This is a genomic window from Siccirubricoccus soli (assembly GCF_024178315.1).
GTDB classification, from domain to species: domain Bacteria; phylum Pseudomonadota; class Alphaproteobacteria; order Acetobacterales; family Acetobacteraceae; genus Siccirubricoccus; species Siccirubricoccus soli.
The window spans coordinates 1-24,103 of sequence record NZ_JAMZIK010000027.1; the positions used below are offsets into that span (position 1 = coordinate 1).

21 protein-coding genes and 1 riboswitch are annotated in these 24,103 nt (G+C 71.8%); of the genes, 14 read left to right on the top strand and 7 right to left on the bottom strand.

The features are described 5' to 3' along the window. From NJ376_RS04670 to NJ376_RS04685, 4 genes are all read left to right on the top strand, one after another. Positions 1-840: Bug family tripartite tricarboxylate transporter substrate binding protein (locus tag NJ376_RS04670; protein WP_252952067.1), on the top strand; the 840-nt coding region annotated here is incomplete at its 5' end. A gap of 13 nt (positions 841-853) precedes the next feature. Further along, positions 854-1,381: a decarboxylase gene (locus NJ376_RS04675; RefSeq protein ID WP_252952068.1), complete on the top strand. Its 528-nt coding sequence runs from the start codon at positions 854-856 to the stop codon at positions 1,379-1,381. A gap of 4 nt (positions 1,382-1,385) precedes the next feature. Then, positions 1,386-2,000 (top strand): thiamine pyrophosphate-dependent enzyme, encoded by a 615-nt coding sequence (locus NJ376_RS04680; RefSeq protein ID WP_252952069.1) that lies wholly within the window; start codon positions 1,386-1,388, stop codon positions 1,998-2,000. A 131-nt stretch (positions 2,001-2,131) separates the two neighbouring features. Then, positions 2,132-3,094, top strand: coding sequence for a dihydrodipicolinate synthase family protein (locus NJ376_RS04685; RefSeq protein ID WP_252952070.1), 963 nt, complete (start codon positions 2,132-2,134; stop codon positions 3,092-3,094). 75 nt (positions 3,095-3,169) lie between these two features. On the opposite strand, the gene tpiA is transcribed toward NJ376_RS04685, so the two are convergent. Beyond that, on the bottom strand, positions 3,170-3,913 hold the full coding sequence (tpiA, locus tag NJ376_RS04690) for a triose-phosphate isomerase (protein ID WP_252952087.1): 744 nt from the start codon (positions 3,911-3,913) through the stop codon (positions 3,170-3,172). Between the two features lie 120 nt (positions 3,914-4,033). On the opposite strand from tpiA, the gene NJ376_RS04695 reads away from it, so the two are divergent. From NJ376_RS04695 to NJ376_RS04715, 5 genes are all read left to right on the top strand, one after another. Further along, positions 4,034-5,926, top strand: coding sequence for a SurA N-terminal domain-containing protein (locus tag NJ376_RS04695; protein ID WP_252952071.1), 1,893 nt, complete (start codon positions 4,034-4,036; stop codon positions 5,924-5,926). 161 nt (positions 5,927-6,087) lie between these two features. Further along, complete coding sequence (gene trpE, locus NJ376_RS04700; RefSeq protein WP_252952072.1) at positions 6,088-7,590, top strand: anthranilate synthase component I; 1,503 nt, start codon at positions 6,088-6,090, stop codon at positions 7,588-7,590. Positions 7,591-7,791: 201 nt separating this feature from the next. Beyond that, positions 7,792-9,045, top strand: coding sequence for an MFS transporter (locus tag NJ376_RS04705; RefSeq protein WP_252952073.1), 1,254 nt, complete (start codon positions 7,792-7,794; stop codon positions 9,043-9,045). Positions 9,046-9,605: 560 nt separating this feature from the next. After that, positions 9,606-10,490, top strand: a complete 885-nt coding sequence (locus NJ376_RS04710; protein ID WP_252952074.1) for an amidohydrolase family protein — start codon at positions 9,606-9,608, stop codon at positions 10,488-10,490. Continuing rightward, positions 10,487-11,044: a nucleotidyltransferase family protein gene (locus NJ376_RS04715; protein WP_252952075.1), complete on the top strand. Its 558-nt coding sequence runs from the start codon at positions 10,487-10,489 to the stop codon at positions 11,042-11,044. The genes NJ376_RS04710 and NJ376_RS04715 overlap by 4 nt, the downstream gene beginning before the upstream one ends. Before the next feature lie 327 nt (positions 11,045-11,371). Here the strand turns inward: NJ376_RS04715 and NJ376_RS04720 are convergent, their stop codons facing one another. Continuing rightward, positions 11,372-12,358 (bottom strand): Bug family tripartite tricarboxylate transporter substrate binding protein, encoded by a 987-nt coding sequence (locus tag NJ376_RS04720; RefSeq protein ID WP_252952076.1) that lies wholly within the window; start codon positions 12,356-12,358, stop codon positions 11,372-11,374. Beyond that, positions 12,355-13,011, bottom strand: coding sequence for a polysaccharide deacetylase family protein (locus NJ376_RS04725; protein ID WP_252952077.1), 657 nt, complete (start codon positions 13,009-13,011; stop codon positions 12,355-12,357). The genes NJ376_RS04720 and NJ376_RS04725 overlap by 4 nt, the downstream gene beginning before the upstream one ends. A gap of 344 nt (positions 13,012-13,355) precedes the next feature. On the opposite strand from NJ376_RS04725, the gene NJ376_RS04730 reads away from it, so the two are divergent. Beyond that, positions 13,356-14,030, top strand: coding sequence for a PEP-CTERM sorting domain-containing protein (locus NJ376_RS04730; RefSeq protein ID WP_252952078.1), 675 nt, complete (start codon positions 13,356-13,358; stop codon positions 14,028-14,030). A gap of 206 nt (positions 14,031-14,236) precedes the next feature. Here the strand turns inward: NJ376_RS04730 and NJ376_RS04735 are convergent, their stop codons facing one another. Both NJ376_RS04735 and NJ376_RS04740 read right to left on the bottom strand, forming a co-directional pair. Next, positions 14,237-15,523, bottom strand: coding sequence for an NCS2 family permease (locus NJ376_RS04735; RefSeq protein WP_252952079.1), 1,287 nt, complete (start codon positions 15,521-15,523; stop codon positions 14,237-14,239). A gap of 282 nt (positions 15,524-15,805) precedes the next feature. Continuing rightward, complete coding sequence (locus NJ376_RS04740) at positions 15,806-17,032, bottom strand: polyhydroxyalkanoate depolymerase (protein WP_252952080.1); 1,227 nt, start codon at positions 17,030-17,032, stop codon at positions 15,806-15,808. Positions 17,033-17,163: 131 nt separating this feature from the next. On the opposite strand from NJ376_RS04740, the gene NJ376_RS04745 reads away from it, so the two are divergent. From NJ376_RS04745 to NJ376_RS04760, 4 genes are all read left to right on the top strand, one after another. Then, positions 17,164-17,898 carry a glutathione S-transferase gene (locus NJ376_RS04745; protein WP_252952081.1) on the top strand — a complete coding sequence of 245 codons (735 nt, stop codon included), beginning with the start codon at positions 17,164-17,166 and terminating at the stop codon, positions 17,896-17,898. A gap of 95 nt (positions 17,899-17,993) precedes the next feature. Continuing rightward, complete coding sequence (locus NJ376_RS04750) at positions 17,994-18,578, top strand: lysine transporter LysE (RefSeq protein ID WP_252952082.1); 585 nt, start codon at positions 17,994-17,996, stop codon at positions 18,576-18,578. 366 nt (positions 18,579-18,944) lie between these two features. Continuing rightward, positions 18,945-20,555: an MFS transporter gene (locus tag NJ376_RS04755; RefSeq protein ID WP_252952083.1), complete on the top strand. Its 1,611-nt coding sequence runs from the start codon at positions 18,945-18,947 to the stop codon at positions 20,553-20,555. 151 nt (positions 20,556-20,706) lie between these two features. Continuing rightward, positions 20,707-20,917: riboswitch (cobalamin riboswitch) on the top strand. A gap of 153 nt (positions 20,918-21,070) precedes the next feature. Beyond that, positions 21,071-23,086, top strand: a complete 2,016-nt coding sequence (locus NJ376_RS04760) for a TonB-dependent receptor plug domain-containing protein (RefSeq protein ID WP_252952084.1) — start codon at positions 21,071-21,073, stop codon at positions 23,084-23,086. 21 nt (positions 23,087-23,107) lie between these two features. Here the strand turns inward: NJ376_RS04760 and NJ376_RS04765 are convergent, their stop codons facing one another. Next, positions 23,108-23,659 carry a cob(I)yrinic acid a,c-diamide adenosyltransferase gene (locus NJ376_RS04765; RefSeq protein WP_252952085.1) on the bottom strand — a complete coding sequence of 184 codons (552 nt, stop codon included), beginning with the start codon at positions 23,657-23,659 and terminating at the stop codon, positions 23,108-23,110. Positions 23,660-23,668: 9 nt separating this feature from the next. Then, on the bottom strand, positions 23,669-24,103 hold a 435-nt coding region (locus NJ376_RS04770; protein WP_252952086.1), incomplete at its 5' end, for an energy transducer TonB.

Genomic DNA, 24,103 nt, shown 5'->3' on the forward strand with positions numbered 1-24,103 from the left:
CTCTCCGCCCGGATCGTTGGGCCCGGGCTGAGCGAAATTCTCGGCAAGCCGGTGGTCATCGAGAACCGTCCCGGCGCCGGCGGCAATATCGGCATCGGCTACGTCGCGCGCGCCGCGGCGGATGGCTACACGCTGCTGGTGGCAAGCTCCGTCTTCGTGGTGAATGCCAGCCTCTACCGCAACGCGCCCTATGATCCCTTCAAGGACTTCGCCTATGTGGCGACGCTCGGCGCCTCCCCCAACCTGGTCTGCGTGCGGCCGGATACCGGCATCAAGACCCTGGCCGAGCTGGTCGCCGCGGCCAAGGCACAGCCGGACCGCTTCAACTACGCCTCCCCCGGCATCGGCACCACGCCGCATCTGGCGGGCGAGGTTCTGAAGCTGCGCACGGGCGCGCCGATCCAGCACATCCCCTTCCTCGGTGCCGGGCCGGCGGTGCAGGCCATCCTCTCCGGCACCACGGAGGTGCTGATCGCCAGCCAGGGCGGGCAGGTAGAGACCGCCCAGCGCAATGGCCAGATCCGCGTCCTGGCGCAGACCGGCGCGACCCGCAGCCCGGACCTGCCGGATGTGCCGACCCTGACCGAGCTGGGGGTGGAGGATGCGGTCTCCGAGACCTTTAACGCCCTCTACGCCCCGGCCGCCACCCCGGCGCCCATCGTGGACAAGCTGGCCAAGGCCACGCTGCAGGTGCTGGCGAAGCCGGATGTGCAGCAGCGCTACCGGCTCGGCGGCGTCCCGGTGGTGGGCGAAGGGCCGGAGGGGCTGAAGGCGCGGGTGGCGAAGGAGGTCCCCCTCTGGCGCGAGGTGATCCGGCAGGCCAGGATCGCGGTCGAGTAGAGGAGTCCCGGGTATGCAACCCTGGCATGAGATCGTCGTGGAACAATTGAAGGCGAATGAGATCCGCCTCATTCCCTATGTGCCCGACAACGTGCTGAAGCCGCTGATCAACGCCATCCACGCCGATCCCTTCTTCACCGCCTTCACCACGGCGCGGGAGGAGGAGGCGATCGGCATCGTCTGCGGCGCGGTGATGGCCGGCATGCGCGGCATGGCGCTGATGCAGACCAGCGGCTTCGCCACCCTGGCGAATGTCCTGGCCAGCCTGCCCTGCGCCTTCCAGATCCCGGCGCTGATGATGATCAGCGAGCGCGGGACGCTGGGCGAGTTCAATATCGGCCAGGCGGCGGTGTGGCGGACCATGCGCCCGACGCTGGAGGCGCTGGCGATGGAGCATCACGTGATCACCCGGCTCGACGAATGCGGCTTCATCGTGGACCGCACCATCCGGCAGGCCATCAGCACGCAGCAGCCCGCGGCGCTGATCCTCTCGCCGCTGCTGACCGGCGGCAAGGCCAACCCCGTGAAGGCGGGGGGCTGAGACGATGAGCGTCACCACCGCCCACAACGCCAAGCGCATGTACCGCTTCGACCTGACGAAGCGGCTGGTCGCCAAGCTGCACCGGGACGAGGCCGTAATCGGCGGCATCGGCCACAGCAATTTCGACCTCTTCACCGCCGGCCACCGGCCGCAGAATTTCTACATGCTAGGCAGCATGGGGCTGGCGATCCCGATCGCCCTCGGCGTCGCCATCGCCCAGCCCCAGCGGAAGGTCTTCGCCATCGAGGGCGACGGCTCGCTGCTCATGCAGCTCGGCTGCCTGTCCACGGTGGCGACCCAGGCGCCGAAGAACCTCGTCATCCTGGTGATGGACAACGGCACCTACCAGATCACCGGCGGCCAGGCGACGCCGGCGGCAGGCGGGACGGACTACGTCGCCATCGCCCGCGGCTGCGGCATCCAGAGCGCCGCCTGGGCCGCGGATGAGGCGGATTTCGAGCGGCTGGTGGAACACTGCCTGGCCGCGGACGGACCGCACCTCATCGGCCTGAAGCTGGACGAGCAGGGCCCGGCCGGGCAGACGGAGCGCGATCCCTCCCAGATCCGCGACCGCTTCATGCGCGGCATGGGCGCGAAGAAGAGCAAGCTGACGACCTAGGCGCGCCCGTTGCCCTTCCACGGCTTCGCCGCGGAAGGCTGTGCGGGGCCTACGGCATTGAGGGAATCCCAGGGTCCCCGCGGAGCCGCGCAGCGGCTGCGTGGGGATCAAAAAAGGAAGGAGAGGACGTCATGGCTGCCCGCTTTCCCGGCTATGTCCCGCACGGCGTCATCCCCGCCGTGCTGCTGCCCTTCCAGGACGACCTCTCTATCGACGCGGCCAATTACCGCGCGCATCTCAGGGATGTCGGAACCACCTCCGGCATCACCGCCATCACCACCAACGCCCATGCCTCCGAGGTCGCCTCCTGCGACCCGGAGGAGCAGGAGCGCGTGCTGGACCTGACCCTGCAGGAGATCGGTGATCGCCTGCCGGTGGTGAACGGCGTCTATGCCGATGGCACGCTGCAGGCGGTGCGGCTCGCCAAGGCCGCGGCTGCGGGCGGTGCCTCTGCGCTGCTGGTCTTCCCGCCCGGCGTGCTGGCACGCGGCAATGCGGCGCGGCCGGACTGCCTGGCGGACCATGTGCGGCACATCGCGGCGGCCACGGATCTGCCGCTGATCGTCTTCCAGTATCCGGCCGTGACCGGACTGACCTATCCGTTGGATACGCTGGTGAAGCTGGCCGAGGAGGTTCCGACCATCCGCGCCATCAAGGACTGGTGCAACGACCCAGCGCTGGCGGCGCGGCATATCCGCGTGCTGCAGGGGCTCAGCCGCCCGGTGAACGTCCTCAGCACCCACAGCTCCTGGCTCTTCGCCTCCCTCGTCACCGGGGCGGCGGGGCTGCTCTCGGGCTCGGGCTCCGTCATCGCCGAGCTGCAGGCGCGGCTCTTCGCCGCGGTGCAGGCGGGGGACATGCACGCGGCGCAGGCGCTGGATGCGCGCATCCGCCCGACCGCCGAGGCCTTCTACGCCGAGCCCTTTTTCGACATGCACAACCGCATGAAGGAAGCGCTGGTGCTGCTGGGCAAGCTGCCGCGCGCTGTGGTGCGGCCGCCGCTGAAGAAGCTGACCGAGGCGGAAATCCGGCGGATCGGACAGGCGCTGGTCGAGGCAGGGCTGCTGAACACCCAGCGCCTCGCCGCCGAGTGAGCCTGCACCGGGGAGGACGCCGTCCTCCCCGGATCCCGCTTGCCAGGGGGCAAGCGCCCCCTGGACCGGCCTCAGTCAGCAGGCCCGGGCGATCGTGAGGAAATCGGCAGCGACGAGGCTGGCCCCGCCGACCAGCGCGCCATCCACATTCGCCAGCGCAAGGATGCCCTTCGCATTGCCCGGCTTCACCGAGCCGCCATAGAGGATCCGCAGCGTCCCGCCCGCAGCGCCGAAGCGCCGGGTCAACCCGGTCCGGATGGCGCCATGGATGGCGGCGATCTCCGCCTCGGTGGGCGTCCGGCCGGTGCCGATGGCCCAGACCGGCTCATAGGCCACCACCCCGCCCGCGGCGGCGAAACCCTCCGGCAGGCTGCCCTCGAGCTGGCCGGACACCACCGTCTCGGCGTCGCCCGCCAGCCGCTGCGCCTCGCTCTCGCCGACGCAGATCACCGGTATCAGCCCAGCCGCCAGCGCCGCCTCGGCCTTGGCACGCACCGCCGCATCCGTCTCGCCGTGATCGGATCGCCGCTCGGAATGGCCGAGGATGACATGGGTGGCGCCCACATCCTTCAGCATCGGCGCCGAGACGTCGCCGGTATGCGCGCCCTTGGGTGCCGCATGGCAATCCTGCGCCCCTACCGCAATGCCCCCGCCCCGCAGGGCCTCGGCCACCAGCGGCAGATAGGGGAAAGGCGGGCAGACCAGCAGGTCGGCCGCCGGCGGCGCCGATGCCGCGCCCTGCCGCACCGCCCCGGCCAATGCAGCGCATTCGCGCAGCGAGCCATGCATTTTCCAATTGCCGGCGATCAGCGGGCGCACCCCTGGGGTCACGGTTATCCTCCTGCCTGTCTCCCGCCTTCCCCGCTACCGGGGGGCGGCCGGTTTGGCAACCTGCCCCCGAAAGGCTATGCAACCGGCCGGAAACCCGCACGGATAGCGATGCTCACTGCCCTCCGCCGCCTCGCCGGCACCTGGTTCGCGAAGCTGCTTTTCCTGCTTTTGATCGCCTCTTTCGCGATCTGGGGCGTCGGCGACATGGTCCGTAATTTCGGCCGCGACGATTCGGTGGCGCGGGTGAACGGCTCCCCGATCGAGATCCCGGAAGTGCAGACCGCGGCAAGGCGGGAGATGCAGCGCCTGGCCCGCCAGCTCGGCGGTCAGTTCGAGAACGACCCGCGCATCCGCCGCGCCGTCACCGAGCAGGCGGTGGACCAGCTCGTGCTGGACCGCGTGCTGCGCGCGGAGGCGCAGCGGCTGCACCTCGCCGTGCCGGACGAGGCGGTGCGGGAGTTCATTTTCGGCATTCCCGGCTTCCGCGGCCTGGATGGCCGCTTCAGCCGCCCGGTCTTCGAGAGCTTCCTGCGCAGCAACGACCTCTCGGAGCCCGCCTTCCTGGCGCTGGTCCGGGCCGATCTGGCGCGGCAGCAGGTGGCCCAGGCGGTGCGCGCCGGCGCCGCGGCGCCCGATGCCCTCGCCAAGCCCCTGCTGCGCTGGCTGGCGGAGCAGCGCGCCGTCACAATCGTCGCCCTGAACACCGCCGATGCGCCGGAGCCGCCGGCGCCGGAGGAGGCGCAGCTTCGCCGCTTCCATGAGAACAACCCGGAGCGCTTCTCCACCCCGGAGATGCGGACCGCGACCGTCGCCGTGCTGACCGCCGACCTGCTCTCCCGCCAGGTGGAGGTGACCGAGCAGGAGCTGGAAGCCGCCTATGAGGCGAGGCACAACCAGTATGAGGCGACCGAGCAGCGGACCCTGCAGCAGGTGGTGGTGCCGGACGAGGCGAAGGCGAAGGAGATCGCCACGAGCTGGGCCGGCGGCGCGGATTTCGCCGCCGTGACGGCTGAGGCCCAGAGCGCAGGCGGCCAGGCGGTGGAACTCGGCACCCTCTCCCGGGACGGCCTGCCCCTGCCGGAGCTGGCCGAGGCGGCCTTCGCCGCGCCGGTGGGCGGGGTAACGGCGCCGGTGCAAAGCCCCTTCGGCTGGCACGTGCTGCGGGTGGAGAAGATCGAGGCCGGCCGCACCCGCCCGCTGGCCGAGGTGCGGGACGCGCTGCGCCGTGACCTGGCGCAGGAGAAGGCCGCCGACCTCGCCTTCGAGCGGGCGAACAAGGTGGAGGATGCGCTGGCCGGCGGCGCGACGCTAGAGGAGGTGGCGCAGCGGTTCCAGCTCGGCTTCGCCAAGGTGACGCTGGATGCGAGCGGCCATGACGCCGAGGGCAAGGAGGTGGCGCTGCCCGTCATCGCCGCGGCGCGGGAGCCGCTGCTGCGCGCCATCTTCACCACCGAGCGCGGCGCTCCCCCGCGCCTGGCGGAGACCGAGGCCGGCTTCGTCGCCGTGACCATCCAGGATGTGGCCGCGCCGGCCCTGCGGCCCTTCGAGAGCGTGGAGGCGGAGGTCCGCGCCGCCTTCCTCGAGGACCAGAAGCGCCGCACCCAGGAAACCCGCGCCGCCGGCCTGCTGCAGGCGACGAAGGAGGGCAAGAGCCTGGCCGATGCGGCGCGCGAGGCCGGCCTCGGCTTCCGCGAGGTAGGCGCGCTGCGCCGCGACCAGCGGGAAGGCGCCGGCGTGCCGCCGGAGCTGCTGGCCCCGATCTTCGAGCTGAAGCCGAGGGAGGCGACGATGGTGCCGACCCGCACCGGCTTCGCCGTGGCGCAGCTCACGGAAGTGACCCAGGCCGATCCCGATGCCGACCCGGCCCTGCTGGCCCGAGTGCGGCAGGAAGCGACGCAGGCGGTCGGGAACGACCTGGAAGTCCAGTTCCTGGCGGCGCTCCGCGCCCGCGCGGATGTCCGCGTCAACCCCCGCCTCGTGGACCAGCTCGCCCAGCCTTAAACTATTGGTTTCCAAAGGCCCTTCGGCCTTTGGCGGGTGGAGCTCGAGGAGGGCAGCGCCCTCCTCGACCGGCTTTTCACATCAGCGCCCTTGATGCCCGGCCCCGCCCCCGCCATGACGGTGCTGCGGATCCCCGCATCCTCGAGAAGGACACCCATCCCATGCCGAGCCCCGATTTCGCCACCTTCAGCGCTGGTCTTGCCGCCGGGCAGGGCCAGGTGCTGTGGCGGGAGCGGGTCGCGGATCTGGACACGCCCGTCGGCGCCTTCCTCAAGCTCGCCCAGGGCAGGCCCAACGCCTTCCTGCTGGAGAGCATCGAGGGCGGCGCCGCCCGCGGCCGCTATTCCGCCATCGGCATGGAGCCCGACCTGATCTGGCGCTGCCGCAACGGCGAGGCGGAGATCAACCGCCATGCCCTGGCCGCCCCGCATGGCTTCGAGCCGGCGGGAGAGGCGGCGCTGGACAGCCTGCGCCGCCTGCTCGCGGCCAACCACCTGCCGCTGCCGCCCGGTCTGCCGCCGATTGCCGCCGGGTTGTTCGGCTATCTCGGCTACGACATGGTCCGGCTGATGGAGAGGCTGCCGGCCGAGAATCCGGATGTCCTCGGCATTCCGGAGGCGGTGCTGGTGCGCCCCACCCTGGTCGCGGTGTTCGACCATGTGCGGGATGCGCTCTCCCTCTTCACCACGGTCTGGCCGGCGCCCGGCCTCGATGTCCGCGCGGCCTATGAGGCAGCGGAAGCGCGCCTCGATGAGGCGGAGGCGGCGCTGGACCGCCCCCTGCCCCGCCCGGCCGCGCCCGTCTCCCTGCCGCCGCCGCCCGCGCCCTCCAGCAACTTCACCGAGGCCGGCTTCATGGCGGCGGTGGAGAAGGCGAAGGAATACATCCGCGCCGGCGACTGCTTCCAGGTCGTCCCCTCCCAGCGCTTCTCGGCGCCCTTCGCCCTGCCGCCCTTCGCGCTCTACCGCGCGCTGCGGCGGATCAACCCGGCGCCCTTCCTGTTCTATTTCGACTTCGCCGGCTTCGCCGCGGTGGGCGCCAGCCCGGAAATCCTGGTGCGGCTGCGCGATGGCGAGGTGACGATCCGCCCGCTCGCCGGCACCCGCCGCCGCGGCGCGACGCCGGAGGAGGACAAGGCGCTGGAGGCGGAGCTGCTGGCCGACCCGAAGGAGCGGGCGGAGCACCTCATGCTGCTCGATCTCGGCCGCAACGATGTCGGCCGCGTCTCCGCCATCGGCAGCGTGAAGGTGACGAGCCAGTTCCAGATCGAGCGCTACAGCCAGGTGATGCATATCGGGAGCGAGGTGAAGGGCCGCCTCCGCCCCGGCCTCACCGCCATCGACGCCCTGGCCGGCGGCTTCCCGGCGGGCACGCTGACCGGGGCGCCCAAGGTGCGCGCCATGGAGATCATCGAGGAGCTGGAGCCTTCCCGCCGCGGCATCTATGCGGGCGGCTTCGGCTATTTCGGCGTCGATGGCGGGATGGATACCTGCATCGGGCTGCGCATGGCGCTGGTGAAGGACGGCGTCATGCATGTGCAGGCCGGCGCGGGCGTCGTCGCCGATAGCGACCCGAAGGCGGAATACGAGGAAACCCGCCAGAAGGCCCGCGCCCTGTTCCGCGCCGCCGAGGAAGCCGTCCGCTTCGCCGCCGGCCGGAAATAGGCTCGGGCCAAAGGTCGGAGGGGTGGCTGCCGGCACTGCCGGCAGCCCCCGACGGGAGTGCCGCCGACGCCCCGATTTGACAACCGCTCTCAATGCTTCGCAGGCTGTGCCCGGATCGGAGTGCAGACTCCGCGCGCCGGGAAACGTCAGCGGGCCCGCCTGCCGGGAGGATTGCCCGCGCAGGAAAGGGACCACGCCGCAATGCTCGGCTGGCTACGCGACCTTACGGACAAGGAACGCAAGACGATGGTCGGCTGCCTCGGCGGCTGGTCGCTCGATGCGCTCGACGTTCAGATCTTCAGCTTCGTCATCCCGACGCTGCTCACCCTCTGGGGCATCTCGCGCGCCGATGCCGGCATGCTCGGCACGGTCACGCTGCTGATCTCGGCCTTCGGCGGCTGGCTCGCCGGCGCGCTCTCGGACCGCTACGGGCGGGTGCGCGTCCTGCAGATCACCATCCTGTGGTATGCCGTCTTCACCTTCCTCTGCGGCTTCGCGCAGGACTTCAACCAGCTCTTCATCTTCCGTGCCCTGCAAGGCCTCGGCTTCGGCGCCGAATGGTCGGCCGGCGCGGTGCTGATGGGGGAGGTGATCCGGGACAAGTATCGTGGCCGCGCCGTCGGTCTGGTGCAGAGCGGCTGGGCCCTCGGCTGGGGCGCGGCGGCGCTGCTCTACACCGTCATCTTCGCCGCACTGCCGGAGGCGGTGGCCTGGAAGACGATGTTCTGGATCGGCCTCGCGCCGGCGCTGCTGGTCTTCTACGTGCGCAAGCATGTGGATGAGCCGGATGTCTTCATCGCCCGGCAACAGGCCGCGGCGCCCAAGGCCTCGCCCTTCGGCCAGCTCTTCACCGTGCTGCGGCCGCCCTATCTGGGCACCACGCTGAAGGTGGCGCTGATGGTCACGGGCGCGCAGGGCGGCTCCTACGCGCTCTCCGTCTGGCTGCCGACCTTCCTGCGCACGGAGCGCCAGCTTTCGGTGCTGAACACCGGCAGCTACCTGCTGGTGCACATCCTCGGCGCCTGGTTCGGCTTCCTCGCCGGCGCCTATCTGGCGGATGCCATCGGGCGGAAACGCACCTTCCTGCTCTCGGCGGTGGGCTCGGCGATCTCGGTCGTCGCCTATGTGACGCTGCCGATCTCCAACGAGCTGATGCTGGTGCTGGCGGCGCCGCTCGGCTTCATCCTCTACATGATGTTCTCCGCCATGGGTCCCTTCATGACGGAGCTCTACCCGACCGAGGTGCGGGGGACCGGGCAGGGCTTCTGCTACAATGTCGGCCGGGCGATCGGCGCGCTCTTCCCGGCGATGGTCGGGTTCCTCTCGCAGAAGCTGCCGCTGGGCACGGCCATCGCGATCTTCGCCTTCGCCGCCTATGGGGTGATGGTCATCGGGCTGCTGCTGCTGCCGGAGACGCGCGGACGGCAGGTGGCCTCGATCGCGCCGGCGGAGTGACCTCCGCCGGGTCGTGACGCGGCCCAGCCGGCCCTGCGAGCCGCCGGGCCGGTCGCGTTGCGGCGGCTGCGCCGGGGGCCACCGACGCGGCCGCGCGTGACACCCCCTCCCCCCTTGGCGCGCCGCATCCCGCATCCCGCGCCCCGGGCGGCGAGGCGCCAGGGCCCGGCACCGCTGCCCGCGCCAACGGGCGCCTCGCGCGGCCAGGCCGAGCGGCTCCCGGATGGCTCGCATGCAACCATCGGGAGCCGAGGCGCATGCGGCAGGACGTCGTCGGGACACTGCATAGCCCGCTGGAGGATCTGCGGGACCGGTTGGGCGGCCGGGGTGTTCGGCGCCCCCGGCGAATTCATTTGCGCGGAGAGCGAGGCGGCGACGCCCCTCCCCTCGGCGCCCGGCTGATCGCCTGGGAGGAGCCGGCCCAGACCGCCGGCCGCCGGCGCCAGGCGGCCGGGCCCTGCCTGCCGGTCCACCCGCCAGGACCACATCGCAGCTTGGCCCCAGCGCGGCTTGGCCGCGCCAGTAGTTCCGGGCCACACTCCGGGGCCGGAGGACTCGCCATGACCCGCCCCTGCCCCGGCCCCCTGCCCGTCACCTCGAAGCCGGGCTGGAAGGCCCCGCCCGGCAGCACCGACTGCCACATGCATATCTTCGGGCCCTATCACCGCTACCCGCTCTCACCGGGCCGCGGCTATACGCCGCCCGAGGCCTCGATCGGCATGTATCTCGACATGCTGAACGCCATCGGCTTCTCCCGCACCGTGGTGGTGCAGCCGAGCATCTACGGCACGGACAATGCGGTGACGCTCGACGCGGTGGAGGCGATGGGCCTCGACCGCGCCCGCGCCGTGGTCGTGGTGGATGAGAGCTTCGATCTGCCGGCGCTGAAGGCCATGTCGCCGCGTGGCGCCTGTGGCGTGCGCTTCAACGCCGTCTCCGGCAATGGCACGCCGCTGGAGCAGCTCGAGGCGCTGGGGGAGAAGCTGGCGCAGCTCGGCTGGCACCTGCAGCTCTACGCCCATGCGGCGGAGCTGATCGCACTGGAGGATGTGCTGAAGCGGCTGCCCGTGCCGGTCGTCATCGACCATATGGGCGGCGTGCTTGCCAGCGAAGGCGGGGTGGACTCGGCCGGCTTCCGCGCCCTGCTGCGGCTGCTGGAGGCTGGTGCCTGGGCGAAGCTCTGCGGCTACCGCTCCTCCGCCGGCGCGCCCTACCGCGACGTGGCGGAGATGGCGCGGGCAATGCTGCGCGCGGCACCGGAGCGCTGCGTCTGGGGCACCGATTGGCCCCACCCCTCCATGTGGCCGCCGCTGCAGGTTCCGGATGACGGCGTGCTGCTGGATGCGCTGGGCGAATGGGCGCCGCAGGAGGCGCAGCGCCAGGCCATCCTGGTGGACAATCCCGCCCGGCTCTACGGCTTCGGCCCGCCGATCCGCCCGGCGTGACGCTGGCGGCGCGGCTCGCCGCGCTGCTGCGGGCGGATGCGGTGCGCTGGCGGGCGCTGGGCCTGGTGGCGGCGCTCGACCTGCCCGGCGGCGGCTGGATCGGCGCCGGCTTCCTGCGCAACGCGGTCTGGGACGCGCTGCATGGCCGGGCCGCGCCGCATGACGGCGATGTGGATGTGGCCTGGCACGCGCCGGCCCACGCCAGTCCGGCGGCGGATGCGGCGGCCGAGGCGGCGCTGCGGGCGATGGAGCCGTCCCTGGCCTGGTCCGTGCGCAACCAGGCGCGGATGCATGTGCGGAATGGCGATGCGCCCTATGGCTCGGTGGAGGATGCGCTGCGGCACTGGCCGGAGACGGCGACGGCGGTGGCCGCTCGGCGCCACGGCGAAGCGTGCGAGATCCTGGCGCCGCATGGGCTCGAGGATCTGTTCAGCCTGGTGCTGCGCCCGACGCCCGGCTTCACCACCGGACCGAAGCACGCCATCTTCCGGCGGCGCATGGCGGAGAAGGCCTGGCTGACTCGCTGGCCCCGCTTGACCCTTTCCGGCGCCTGATCGGGCCAGCCGCGACGGGCCGCAGGCGCCCACGGAACATCGATGGCGTGACCTCAGAGACGGCGCACGGCGAAGAGCAGCATGCCAGTCCGCTGCGGCCACCTTCGGGCGGTCACAGGCCGGCGGCACCTTCCAGGCCCTGCGCGCCGCCGCCCATCGCTCCCGGCCGGCTTCACAGGCCACCGGTTCCATGCCGGCTGCCCGAAACGCGGACCGGTGCCGGTCCATGGGCGCGCAACCGATTCGCCCTTGCGCCCGGCGCTCGCAGCCACACCGCCTCTCCCGCCTGATAGCGGCTCGGGCCGTCAGGACCGTCCGGGCCGGGTCTCAGTCCGCGGTGATCTTCGCGGCCTCCACCACCTCCTTCTGCCGGGCGATCTCGGCCTGGAGATAGGCGGCAAGCTGCTCCGGCGTGCCGCCCATGGTCTCCATCCCCTGCCGCTCCAGCTCCGCCTTGGTGGCGGGATCGGCGAGGCTGGCATTCACCAACGCATTCACCCGGTGCACCACCGGCGCCGGCGTGCCGGCCGGCGCGAAGACGCCCCACCACCCTTCGACGATGGCGCCGGCCAGGCCGGACTCCACCAGCGTCGGCACCTCGGGCAGCAGGAAATGCCGCTTCTCCCCGGTGGTGGCGAGCGGCCGCAGCGCGCCGCTGCGGATATGCGGCAGGAAGCCCAGCGGGTGATAGACCATGGAATCCAGCGTGCCGTTCAGCAGGTCGGTCACTGCCCGCGCCCCGTCGCGATAGGGCGCATGGGTCAGCGGCACACCGGTCCGCAGCTCGATCAGCGCCGTGGTCAGGTGGCCGGTGGTACCGGTGCCGGCGGTGCCGACCGAGACCGACCGCTTGCAGGCCATGGCGAGGAGCTCCGCCAAGCTCGCCACCCCCAGCGCCGGCCGCACCGCCAGCACCACCGGGGTGCGGGAGAAGCTGACGATCGGCACGAAGCCCTTCACCGGATCATAGGGGATACCCGGCATGATCAGCGGGTTGGTCGCCATGGTGCCGCTGGTGCCGCAGAGCAGCGTATAGCCATCCGGTGCTGCCTGGGCCACCGCGGCCGTCCCCACCGTGCCGCCGGCGCCGGTGCGGTTGTCCACCACCACCGGCTGGCCGAGCCCCTTGGAGATGGCCGCCGCGGCGATGCGGCCGAGGATGTCCGTGGTGGTGCCGGCGGCGAAGGGCACCACCATGCGGATCGGCCGGTCCGGCCAGGCGGCGGGCTGCGCCTCGGCGCCTGCCCGGGGACTGGCGAAGGCGCTGGCCAAGGGCGTGGCCAGCAGGCTGGCCAGCAGGGCGCGGCGGGTCATGGGGCGCTGTCCTCCGAGACATATTGGGCAAAGCCGGGCTGCGGCAGGCCGGCGCGCAGCGGCACGCAGGCCGCAGGCGGCTCGACCAGGAATTCCACGCCCCGGTCCTGCCATTCCCCGAGCACCCGGTCCAGATGCCGCATGGCGCCGTTCGGCAGGTCGTGCAGCACCATCAGCACCGGCGCCGTCGCCGCCGCATGCTGGGCGCGGGCGGTGGCGGGCCACTCCTCCGGCTCCGCAAAGTCGCGCGGGATGGCGTTCCACAGCACCACCGTATGGCCGCTCGCCTGCAGGTGCCGCGCGGCGCTTTGGTTCAGCAGATGCGGGCCGAGCGCGCCGCCGCCTCCATTGGGGCGGAAATAGCGCCGCGGCTCCCGCAGCTCGCCAAGCAGTTCATCCGTGCGGGCGATCTCCGCCACCGCCTCCGTGCCCGGCCGCCGGCCGAGCGGCACGCCATGGCTGAAGGTGTGGTTGCCCACCGGATGCCCGGCCTCCCGCGTCCGCTCCACCAGGGCGCGGCGGGCCGGATCGGCCAGATGCCTGCCGAGGACGAAGAACATCGCCGGGATGCGGCGGCGCGCCAGCACCTCCAGCACCAGGGGCGTCACCTCGGGCTCCGGCCCGTTGTCGAAGCTGAGGCAGATGGGCTGCATGGAGATTCCTCGGAGCGCTGACCGGGCCTAGGGAAACAGAGTTGCCAGCCGCCGCCAATTGCCGCCAGCCACCGTGCCGGGCGGCCGGATCACACCTCATAGAGAAGATATTTTTCGGTTGCCGAAATGTATTTCCATTCCGATTTCGTTTCTTCCTATCCGCACAAAAATCACAGTAATACGGGCGGATTCTGTCGAAATATCTTACAGGCACGCTGTCGCGAGTAAAACTCTTCTCCTAGGACTTTGAATCAACGTCAAATTATCTCCGGCACGACGCTTGCCAAACCGGTCCCGGCCGGGCGCCTGGCTATCTCCCCGATCCCGGCCCAAGGAGGACCGACATGCGCATGCCTCATCTTGCGGCGGCCGCAGCGCTGACCCTGGCCTTGGCCCCGATCGCCGCCGGTGCGGCACCGGTGCACTTCACGCTGAACAACATCGAGGTCACGGCCAATACCGGCCAGGGTCTCATCATCTCGACCCAGCCCGTCGGCCTGCCGCGCAACTTCGACCTGACCGCCGGCGGCCCCGGCGTCAGCTTCGAGCTCTTCCGGATCTGGACCCCGGAGAGCAGCCTCGACCTGGACGACGTCTTGTCCCAGGCCTTCAACCTGCAACTCAAATTCACCGCCCCCCTGCCCGGCTTCACCAGCGACGTCGGCGGCAGCACGGATGGGCAGCTCGTCTTCGGCGGCTTCCTCAACCTACTCACCGCCGGGCGGGGCGTGCTGGACTGGACAGCCTCGCCCATCGACCTCGGCTTCTCCAGCAATGCCGGTTCCGGGATCCTCCGCGTCACGCTGGATGATGCCAGCTTCAACCGCGGCCACTTCCAGTACTTCGGCTCCGGCATCAATCCCGGCGAAGCGAGCGGCACAACGGTGTCGGCCAGTTTCGCCCTGGTCTCCTTCACGCCCGTGCCGGAGCCGGCGAGCATGGCCCTGCTCGGTGCCGGCCTGCTGGGTCTCGCCCTGCAGCAGCGCCCGCGCCGTCGGCGGCAGCGTGCGGAGGCCTGACGGCCCGCCGGTACGGAGCCGGGCGCGGCAGGGGCCGGCACAAAATTGCCGGCCGCGGGGCGCCAATCGGCGTGCCGCCTGCGATCAGGCCGCAGGCCGGGGAATGCCCAGGGCCGCGGAGTGTTGGGGAAGCGCAACGCACCCCGCCCGCCACCAGGCCCGCCGCGCAGGAGGCACGGCGGCCCTTGCCGCCCCTCGCCTGCCCTTCAGGTGACGGCGAATTTCACCGCGCAGAGCCCGGCCAGCAGCCAGACCGCGCCGGAAACCTCCGCCGCCCGCCCCGCCGCCGTCTTCAGCACCGCATGGGTGATGAAGCCCAGCCCGATGCCGGTGGCGATGGAGAAGCTGAAGGGCATGGCCAACGTAGTGATCACCGCCGGGACGTATTCCGTCGCATCGTCCCAGGCGAGCTCGCCCAGCGCCCGGGCCATGAGGCAGGCGACGAAAAGCAGCGCCGGCGCCGTGGCGAAGGCCGGGATGGCGGTGGCGAGCGGTGCCAGGAACAGCACGGCCAGGAAGAGCAGCGCCACCACCAGCGCCGTCAGCCCGGTGCGGCCGCCCGCCTGGATGCCCGCCGCGCTCTCGATGTAGCTGACGGTGGTGGAGGTGCCGAGCACCGCACCCATCACCGCCCCGCCGCTATCCGCCATCAGCGCACGGCCCAGATTCGGCACGCTGCCATCCGGCCGCATCAGCCCGGCGCGGTGGGTGGTGGCGATCAGCGTGCCCGTATTGTCCAACAGGTCCACGAGGAAGAAGGTGAAGATCACCCCGCCGACGCCGAGCGCCAGGGCGCCGGTGATGTCGAGTTGGAGGAAGGTCGGCGCGAGGGAGGGCGGCAGGCTCACCATCCCCTCGAACGTCGTCAGCCCGAAGGGCAGGCCGAGCGCCGCGGTGACGAGGATGCCGAGCACGATCGCCCCCGGCACCTGCCGCGCCGAGAGCGAGGCGATCAGCAGGAAGCCGAAGACGCCGAGCAGGGTCGCCGGCTCGGTGAGCTTGCCGAGGCCGACCAGCGTCGCCGGATGCGCCACCACCACGCCCATGGATTTCAGCCCGATCAGGCCGAGGAAGAAGCCGATGCCGGCGGCGATGCCGAATTTGAGCGAGAGCGGGATGCCGCCGATCAGCCATTCCCGGATGCGCAGCACGGAGACGGCGAAGAAGATGAGGCCGGAGAGGAACACCGCCCCCAGCGCCACCGGCCAGGAGATGCCCATCCCGAGCACCACGGCGAAGGCGAAATAGGCGTTCAGCCCCATCCCCGGGGCGAGGGCGATGGGCAGGTTGGCAAGCAGCCCCATCAGCGCCGAGCCGATGGCCGCGGCAAGGCAGGTGGCGACGAAGGCCGCGCCCTGGTCGATCCCGGCCGCCGCCATGATTCCCGGATTGACGATGACGATATAGACCATGGTGAGGAAGGTGGTGGCGCCCGCCAGTGCCTCGGTCCGCACCGTCGTCCCCCGCTCGGCCAGGCCGAAGAACCGCTCCATCCTCCCTCCTTTCAGGGCATGACCGCCTGTGCCACGGCCATGGCTGGACCCGAATCGCGCGACGGGTGACGGCCATGGTCGAAGGGCGCCGCGGCGACCCGCACCCCGTCAAGTCCGGGCATGTCCTGGCCAAGCGAGAGGCGGGGCGCGCCTCCGTCCGGCCCTCGCCTTGGCCCCACAGCAACCGGCCGTTCGGATGCGCGCGACGCCCGAGACGCCGCTCGGCCTTCCCCTGGCTGGGACGCGGCAGATGCTTGGCGGCGGCAGGCCGGGACCGGCACGCTATGTCGCGTCGGAATAGGCCTGGATCATCTCCCGCACCCGCGGATAGATCTCCAGCGCCCAGCGCCGGCCGCTGAAGACGCCGTAATGGCCGACGCCCGTCTGCAGATGGTGGCGCTTCATCGTCACCGGAACGCCGCGGCAGAGGTCGAGTGCCGCCATGGTCTGGCCGATGCCGCAGATATCGTCCTTCTCCCCCTCGACCGTCATGATGGCGGTACGGCGGATCGCCTCCGGCCGCACCCTCCGGCCGCGCCAGGCCAGCTTGCCGAGCGGCAGGTCGTGGCGCTGGAACACCGTCGCCACCGTCTCCAGGTAGAATTCCGCCGGCAGGTCCATGACGGCGAAATACTCCTCATAGAAGCGCCGGTGCTGTTCCGCCTTCGCCGTCTCGCCATCCAGGATGTTGAGGAATTGCTCGTGATGCGCGCGGGCATGGCGCCCGGCATTCATGGCCATGAAGGCGGTGAGCTGCACCGCGCCGGGATAGACCCGCCGGCCGCCGCCGCGGTGCCGCCAGGGGACGGTGGAGATCAGGTTGCGCTCGAACCACTGGATGGATTTGCTGTTGGCCAGGTCGTTGACCTTGGTGGGCTTGACGCGCGCATCGATCGGGCCGGCCATCAGCGTCATGCTGCGCGGCGTCGCGCGGTCCCGGTCCTCCGCCATCAGCGCCACGGCGGCGAGCACCGCCGCCACCGGCTGGCACACCGCCAGCACATGCGCGCCGGGGCCAAGGAGGCGGAGGAACTCCATGATATGCTCGACATACTCGTCGAAGCCGAAGCGGCCCTCAGTGAGCGGCACGTCCCGGGCATTGTGCCAATCGGTGATATAGACGTCGTGGTCCTGCAGCAGCACCTGCACGGTGTTGCGCAGCAGGGTGGCGAAATGGCCGGACATCGGCGCCACCACCAGCACCCGCGGCAAGCGGCCGCTGTTCTTCGTGCGGAAATGGGTCAGGCTGGCGAAGGGGGTGGCCTGCGCCACCACCTCCTGCACCGCCACCGCCTCATTTCCCTGGCTGACGCTGGTTATGCCGAATTCCGGGCGGCGATGCGTCAGGGCGAAATCGGCGAAGACCTCCAGCGCCGCCCGGCCGGCCCGGAGCGGGAAGAAGGCCGGATGGCTCCCCTCGAAGGTGGAGAGGATGCCGCCCCAGCCGCGGGCCAGGCGCCGGAGCGGCGTCAGCATGTCCTGCCGGGCCTGGAAGAGCGTATAGATCATCGAAGGGCGCGGTCTCCGTCGGCACCGTCCGGCTTGGGTGCGGCCTGCCAATGTGCCAGCGATGCACCATTTCGCAACAGCGAAGGTGCTGCTAGCCTTGGCGCGAGCGACGATTCCGGGGAGTGTGAGGCATGGCCGAGCCGAAGCGCCGCAGGGCTGCAGCGCCGGCGGCGCCCGCCCTGGCGGAGGACGCCGCGCCGGGGGCGCCGGCCGTGCTGCATATCAGCAGCCGGAACTACTCCTCCTGGTCCATGCGCGGCTTCCTGCTGTGCCGGATGGCCGGCATCCCCTTCACCGTCCGGACCGTGGACCCGGAGGACCCCGGGGCGCGGGCGGAGCTGCTGCTGCAATCCTCCTCCATCCTGCTGCCCTGCCTCAGCGATGCGGGGGCGGAGCTGTGGGACACGCTGGCCATCGCCGAATACCTGAATGAGCGCTACCCGGAGCGGCAGATGATGCCGGCGGAGCGGCTGGCCCGCGCCCGCTGCCGCGCCATCAGCGGGGAGATGCATGCCGGCTTCGCCGCGCTGCGCTCCACCCTGCCGCTGAACCTCAGGGCGCACATCCCGGACTTCACCATCTGGTCCGCGGCGCGGGCGGATATCGACCGCATCCTGAAGCTGTGGCGGGACTGCCTGGCGGAATGGGGCGGCCCCTGGCTGTTCGGCGCGGCGCCGAGCGTGGCGGATGCCATGTTCGCCCCGGTGGTCTGCCGCTTCCGCACCTATGACGTGGCGCTGGACGGGCCCTGCGAGGCCTATGCGCGGATCATCCTGGCCTGGGCGCCGGTGCAGGAATGGATGGAGGCCGCATTGCGCGAGCCGGAGCCCGGCATCGCCGAGCTCGATCTCGACGCGGAGTTCTAGCCCGACCCGCATCCGCCTATCACCCTGGCCGGTGCGACAAGGCGGGTGAGCTGCGCCGCGGCACGGGCTTCTGACGAGAGGGCGCGCGAGACCGCATGGAAGACCCCATTCTGTTCGTTCTCGCCGTGCTGACCGTCCTCGGCACCCCAGGCCCGACCAACACGCTGCTGGCCACGTCCGGGGCCACGGTCGGGGTGCGGCGCTCCCTGCCGCTGATCGCCGCCGAAGCCTCGGGGTACAGCATTTCCATCCTCGCGCTCGGGCTGGTGCTCGGCCCGGCAATGGCCGGGGCGCCCTTGCTGGCCGCCGCGCTGCGCATCGCGGTCGGCCTCTACCTGCTGTTCCTCGCCCTGCGCCTGTGGCGCCGTGGCGGGGCGGTGCTGGCGACCGGGGCGATGGTGACTCCGCGCCAGGTCTTCGTGACGACGCTGCTGAACCCCAAGGCGATCGTCTTCGCGCTGGGAATCCTGCCCTTCGGGGCGGGGGGCGGCGTCTGGCCGTTCTATATGCTCGGCTTCCTGGCGTTGCTGGTGTCGGCGGCGACCGCATGGATCATGGCGGGTGCGATCCTCGGCGGCGCCGCCGGCCGGCAAGGCTGGAGCGGGGCGGTGCCGCGGGTCGGAGCGGCGGCCGTCGGCAGCTTCGCCGTCCTCCTGCTCGTGTCACCCCTGCTGCGGTAGGACCAGGCCAAAAGGCCGGGGCCCTGGCCGGCAGGGGAGGCTGCGGCCCCGCTGCCGCCGGCCCGGTCGGTGCCCGGGCATGTCCCGCCGGCACCCTCCGGACGGAGGAACCGGCCTGGCGGGACCGGCTGCCTTCCCTTCCCCGGGCCGCGCCGGGCGTTCTCGGCTGCCGCCACGGCGCCCGGCAGCGCCGCGGGCGGTGGCGCGCGGCGGTGAAGCTTCTCCCGCCGCCGGCCATATCCACCCGCCCGGGTATCGTGTCGCCCGCCCGCGAGGGCACCTGGGATATCCGTGGAAATGGCAGAACGATTCTTATCGCGCGGCTTTCGCTTGGCGTGCCGGGCCGAGCCGGGCAGAAGGCGTGGCATGGCCCTTCCCATCCCCACGCCGCGTGCCTTCCTGCCGCTGCGCCATTCCGTCTTCCGGACCCTCTGGCTGGCGACGCTGGCCAGCAATATCGGCGGCTGGATGCAGAACACCGGCGCCGGCTGGCTGATGACGAGCCTCGATCCCAGCCCGATGCTGGTCAGCCTGGTGCAGGCCGCCACCATGCTGCCGGTCTTCCTGCTGGCCCTGCCGGCCGGCGCGCTCGCCGACATTGTCGATCGCCGGCTCTTCCTGCTGCTCGCCCAGGCCTGGATCCTGGCCATGGCGCTGATCCTGGCGGCGCTGACCTTCACCGATGCCATCGGCCCCTGGGGCCTGCTGGCGCTGACCTTCGCGATCGGCGCCGGCAGCGCGATGAACTTCCCCGCCTGGGCGGCAACCACCAATGAACTGGTGCCGCGGGAGGATCTGGTCGGCGCCATTGCGCTGAACGGCATCGGCTTCAACCTGGCCCGCGCCCTCGGCCCCGCGCTGGGCGGCTTCGCCATTGCCTGGGCCGGGCCGGAAGCCGCCTTCGCCCTCAACGCCGTCGCCTTCCTCATCCTCATCCTCGCCCTGCTGGCCTGGAAGCCGCGGGAAGCGCCGCGGCGCGGGCCGAAGGAGCACCTGGTCTCCGCCATGCGGGCGGGGCTGCGCTTCGTCTCCGCCAGCCCGGCGATGCGGGCGGCCATCCTGCGGGCCTGCACCTTCTTCCTCTTCTCCGCCGCGGTCTGGGGCCTGCTGCCGCTGCTGGTCCGCCAGCAGCTCGGCCTCGGGCCGGAGGCCTTCGGGCTGATGCTGGGCTGCATGGGCGGCGCGGCGGTCGCCGCCGGCTTCGCCCTGCCCTCGCTCCGCAGCCGGATGGACCGCAGCGCGACGGTCTTCTGGGCCTCGCTGCTCGGCGCGCTGGCCATGGGGCTGATGGCGCTGGCGCATCACTGGGCGCTCGCCGCGCTCGGCATGGTGCTCTACGGCGCCTCCTGGATCACTGCCGGGAGCACCCTGGCCGCCTCGGCGCAGCTGGCCGCGCCGGGCTGGGTGCGGGCGCGGGCCATCGCGATCTACCAGCTCAGCTTCTTCGGCGTCATGGCGCTCGGCTCCGCGCTCTCGGGCTGGATCGGCGGCAGCTTCGGCGTGCCGCTGGCGCTGGGGGCGGCGGCGATCGGCGGGGCGATTGCCGCCTTCGGCGTCCGCGGCTGGCGGATCGATGCCGTGGCCCTCGCCCCGGCGCCGGCCGCCGAGGCCCCGGCCATGCCCGTGCCAGAAGCCCCGGCGGAGGAGCTGCGCGGCATGCTCGGCGAGCGCTCCGGCCGAGTGCTGGAGGTGGTGCGCTACCGGGTCGACCCGGCGCAGCGCAAGGCCTTCCTGGCGGCGATGCAGGAGGTGCGACGGGTGCGACTGCGCGCCGGCGGCGGGGATTGGCGGCTTTACGAGGATGTCGCCCATCCGGAGCGCTGGGTGGAGTTGTGGCTGGTGGGGAGCTGGACGGAGCATCTGCGGGAGGAGGCGCGGCTGACCGAATGGGACCGCGCCGCCCTCGCCCGCGCCGCCGCCCTGCACCGGGGCGAGGAGCCGCCGGAGGCAGCGCGCTTCCTGCACGTGGAGCCGTGAACGGATTGGGGCCTGGCCTGTTCCGATATGAGTCGACAGGCTGAACCAGCAGACTCAGACCGGGGTCCGGGGGGTGGTCCCCCCGGCGGGGGCTTGGGGCAGAGCCCCCAACTTCACCCGACCCCGCTTCCGTCCGTTCCCGAACCCGTCTATTCCCCCAGCATGCGCCGGTGGCCCGCAAGGGCTGAAACGGGAATACGTGGCCCAGGGCCCTGCCCTGCCAGTCCGTAGCTGCCCCCGCAACTGTAGGCGGTGTGGCCCTGCCAGATGCCATTGCCTTCGCGGGCGAGAAGGCGGCAGGGCGCGGACCTGTCCGGGTCCTCACCGCGAGCCAGGAGACCGGCCGGCGCAGAGTTGTCTCGCGCGTGCCGGGCGGGGAGCACCGGCGCACCGGATCACAGGCGGCCCGCCCAGGCTGCCTCCGTCTGCGGGAACGACGCCCGTCGTCCCGGCCCGATACGGGCCGGGGCTCGTTCGTCAACGCCGCAACGGAGGACCCGATGCGACGCTTCCCCATGGCCCCTCCCAGGGCCCTCTCCTGTAGCCTCCGCTGGGCCGCCCCCTGGGCCGGCCTGCTTGCCGCCGGGCTTCTGCCCCTCGCCTCGCCGGCCGGGGCGCAGTCGGTCCTGCCGGAGACCATCGTCACCGCCACCCGCCCGCCGACGCCGCAGGAGCGGATCCCGGCCGCCGTCACCATCGTCACCCGGGAGGAGATCGAGGCCCGGGGCGCCCAGAGCCTGGCCGAGGCGCTGGCGACCGTCCCCGGCCTCCACCTCGCCCCCTCGGGCGGGCTCGGCCAGCTCACCTACGGCTTCCTGCGCGGCGCCGGCTCAGCCAGCCTGCTGGTGCTGCAGGATGGCGTGCCGATCAACGACGCCGCCGCCCCCTCCGGCGCCTTCGATTTCAGCCAGGAGCTGCTGATGGATGTGGAGCGGATCGAGGTGATCCGCGGCCCGCTCTCCGTCATGTATGGCAGCGCGGCGGGCCAGGGGGTGATCAACCTCGTCACCCGCCGCGCCCCGCCGGACCGCGGCTTCGCCCCCTATGGGGAGCTGGCAGCGGGCAGCAACAACACGCTGCGCGCGGGGCTCGGCGCCGCCGGCACGGTGGGCGCCTTCGACTACCTGCTCTCCGGCCAGTCGCTCTCCACCCGCGGCAGCAATGCCGTGGCGCCGCGCTTCAGCAGCTCGCAAGGCGAGCGCGACGGCTTCCGCGGCGGCTACACCACGGCGCGGCTGGGTTGGAGCCCAGAGGCCGGCACCCGCATCGAGGGGCTGCTGCGCTGGCGGGAAACCAAATTCGGTCTCGACAACATCCCGAATGACGACCCGAATTACAGCGGCTTCGACCGCCGCTGGTACGGCCAGATCCATGCCGAGACCCGGCCCTGGCGGGGCTCGTGGACGACGGGGCTGCGGATCTTCAGCAGCGAGCAGCAGCGGCGCTACTCCAACTTCCCCGATGCGCTCGACCCGACGCGAGAGGACAGCCGCTACCGCAGCACCCGCACCGGGCTCGAATGGACCAACACGCTGCGCCTGCCGGATGCCGGGGCGCTGCGTGACGGCACGCTCGGCTTCGGAGTGATCCACGTGCTGGAGGAGGCGCGCTCCCGCCAGGATTTCCCGAGCGGCTTCGGCGATTTCGTCAGCAGCCTGCGCGGCGGCCAGCACACCACCGCCGGCTATGCCACGGTGCAGTACCGGCTGGGCGAGCGGCTCGACCTCACCGCCGGCTTCCGGCACGACGCGGTGACAGGCGCGACCAGCGAGACCACCTGGCGGCTCGGCGCCGCCTATGCCCTGCCGGAGCTGGCCACGAGGCTGCGCGTGGCGGGTGGCAGCGGCTTCCGCGCGCCCTCGCTGTTCGAACGCTACGGCATCGGCCGCTTCGACGGCTTCGTCACCTCCACCGGCAACCCGAACCTGAAGCCGGAACGCAGCCTGGGCTGGGAGATCGGGGCCGATACCGACCTTGCGCTGTTCGGCCAGCCGCGCTTCGCCACGGCAAGCTGGACCTTCTTCCAGAGCCGGGTGCGCGACCAGATCGTCAATGTCTTCGACGGCAGCAGCAGCACCTACGTCAACATCGACCGCGCCCGCATCCATGGCGCGGAGCTGGCGCTGACCCTGCGGCCCGCCCCCTGGCTGGAGGCCGGCGCCGCCTGGACCATCACCGAGGCCTTCGACGCCACCACCGATCGCCGCCTGCCGCGGCGGCCGGAGCATGTGGTGACCTTGACCGGCACGGTGCGGCCGCTGCCGGACCTGGTGCTGGCGCCCACCGTGCTGTTCACCGGCCGCAGCCCGGAAGGCCCCTTCGCCAGCTACGACAATGCCGGCACGGCCTTCACCACGCCGCGCAGCAACAAGGCGGGCACGGTCTTCCACCTGACCGCCACCTGGCAGTGGAAGCCGGAGATCGCCCTGTTCCTCGAGGGCCGCAACCTGACGAACAGCCGGTGGGAGCCGGTGAACGGCTTCGTCACGCCGGGCCGCACCCTGCTCCTCGGCACGCGCTTCGCGCTGTAGGACACGCGCCGGGCACGGGATTCAGCCCCCCGCGCCCGGCACCCAGAGCACGTCGCCGGCGCCATTGCCGTTCAGCCGGCGCGACAGGACGAAAAGATGGTCCGAGAGGCGGTTGAGGTAGCGCACCGCCTCCGGCGTCACCTGCTCCGCCGCCGCCAGCGCCACCACCTCGCGCTCCGCCCGCCGCGCCAGGGTGCGAGCGAGATGCGCCGCCGCGGCGGCGGGGGTGCCGCCCGGCAGCACGAAGCTGCGCAGCGGCGGCAGTTCGGCGTTCATCGCCGCCAATTCCCGCTCCAGCCGGGCGCAATGGGCGGCGGTGATGCGCAGCCCGCCCTCCCCCGGCAGGCAGAGATCGGCGCCGAGATCGAACAGGTCGTTCTGCAGCCGCGCCAGCATGGCGTCCTCCGCCATGCCGGCGGTCTGCACCCGCAGCAGGCCGAGCGCGGCATTCGCCTCATCCACCGCGCCGATGGCGGCGATGCGCAGCGCATCCTTCCGCACTCGTTTGCCGTCGCCCAGCGAGGTCTCCCCGCCATCGCCGCCGCGAGTCGCGATGACATCCAGCTTCACCATGGGCAGATCCTATCGGTTGAGGCGGAAGGTGATGGCAGTGGTGACATTGCTGGCCACCGGCACGCCGTCGCGTTTCGCCGGGGTCCAGCGCCATTGCCGAAAATACTCGCGCGCCGCCTGGTCCAGCTCGGCCGAGCCGGAGCTGGTGACGATTTCCACCGCCGCCACCCGGCCCTGCTCATCCACCTGCACCCGCACCCGGGCGGTACCGGTCTCGTTGCGGAGGCGCGCGCCATTGGGGTAGCGCGGCTCCGGTGGGCGGAAGAGCGGCGTGGCGCCCGTGGTGGCGCCGAGGATCATGGCGCTGCCGGGCAAGGTCTGCATGGCATCGAGCTGTGGCGCGGCGGCGCGGGGGGCGGGCGCCGCGGCAGGGGGCGGGCTGGCCCGGGCCGCGAGCTGGCGGGGCAGGGCCGGGCGCGGCGGCGGCGGGGGCGGGGGCGGCAG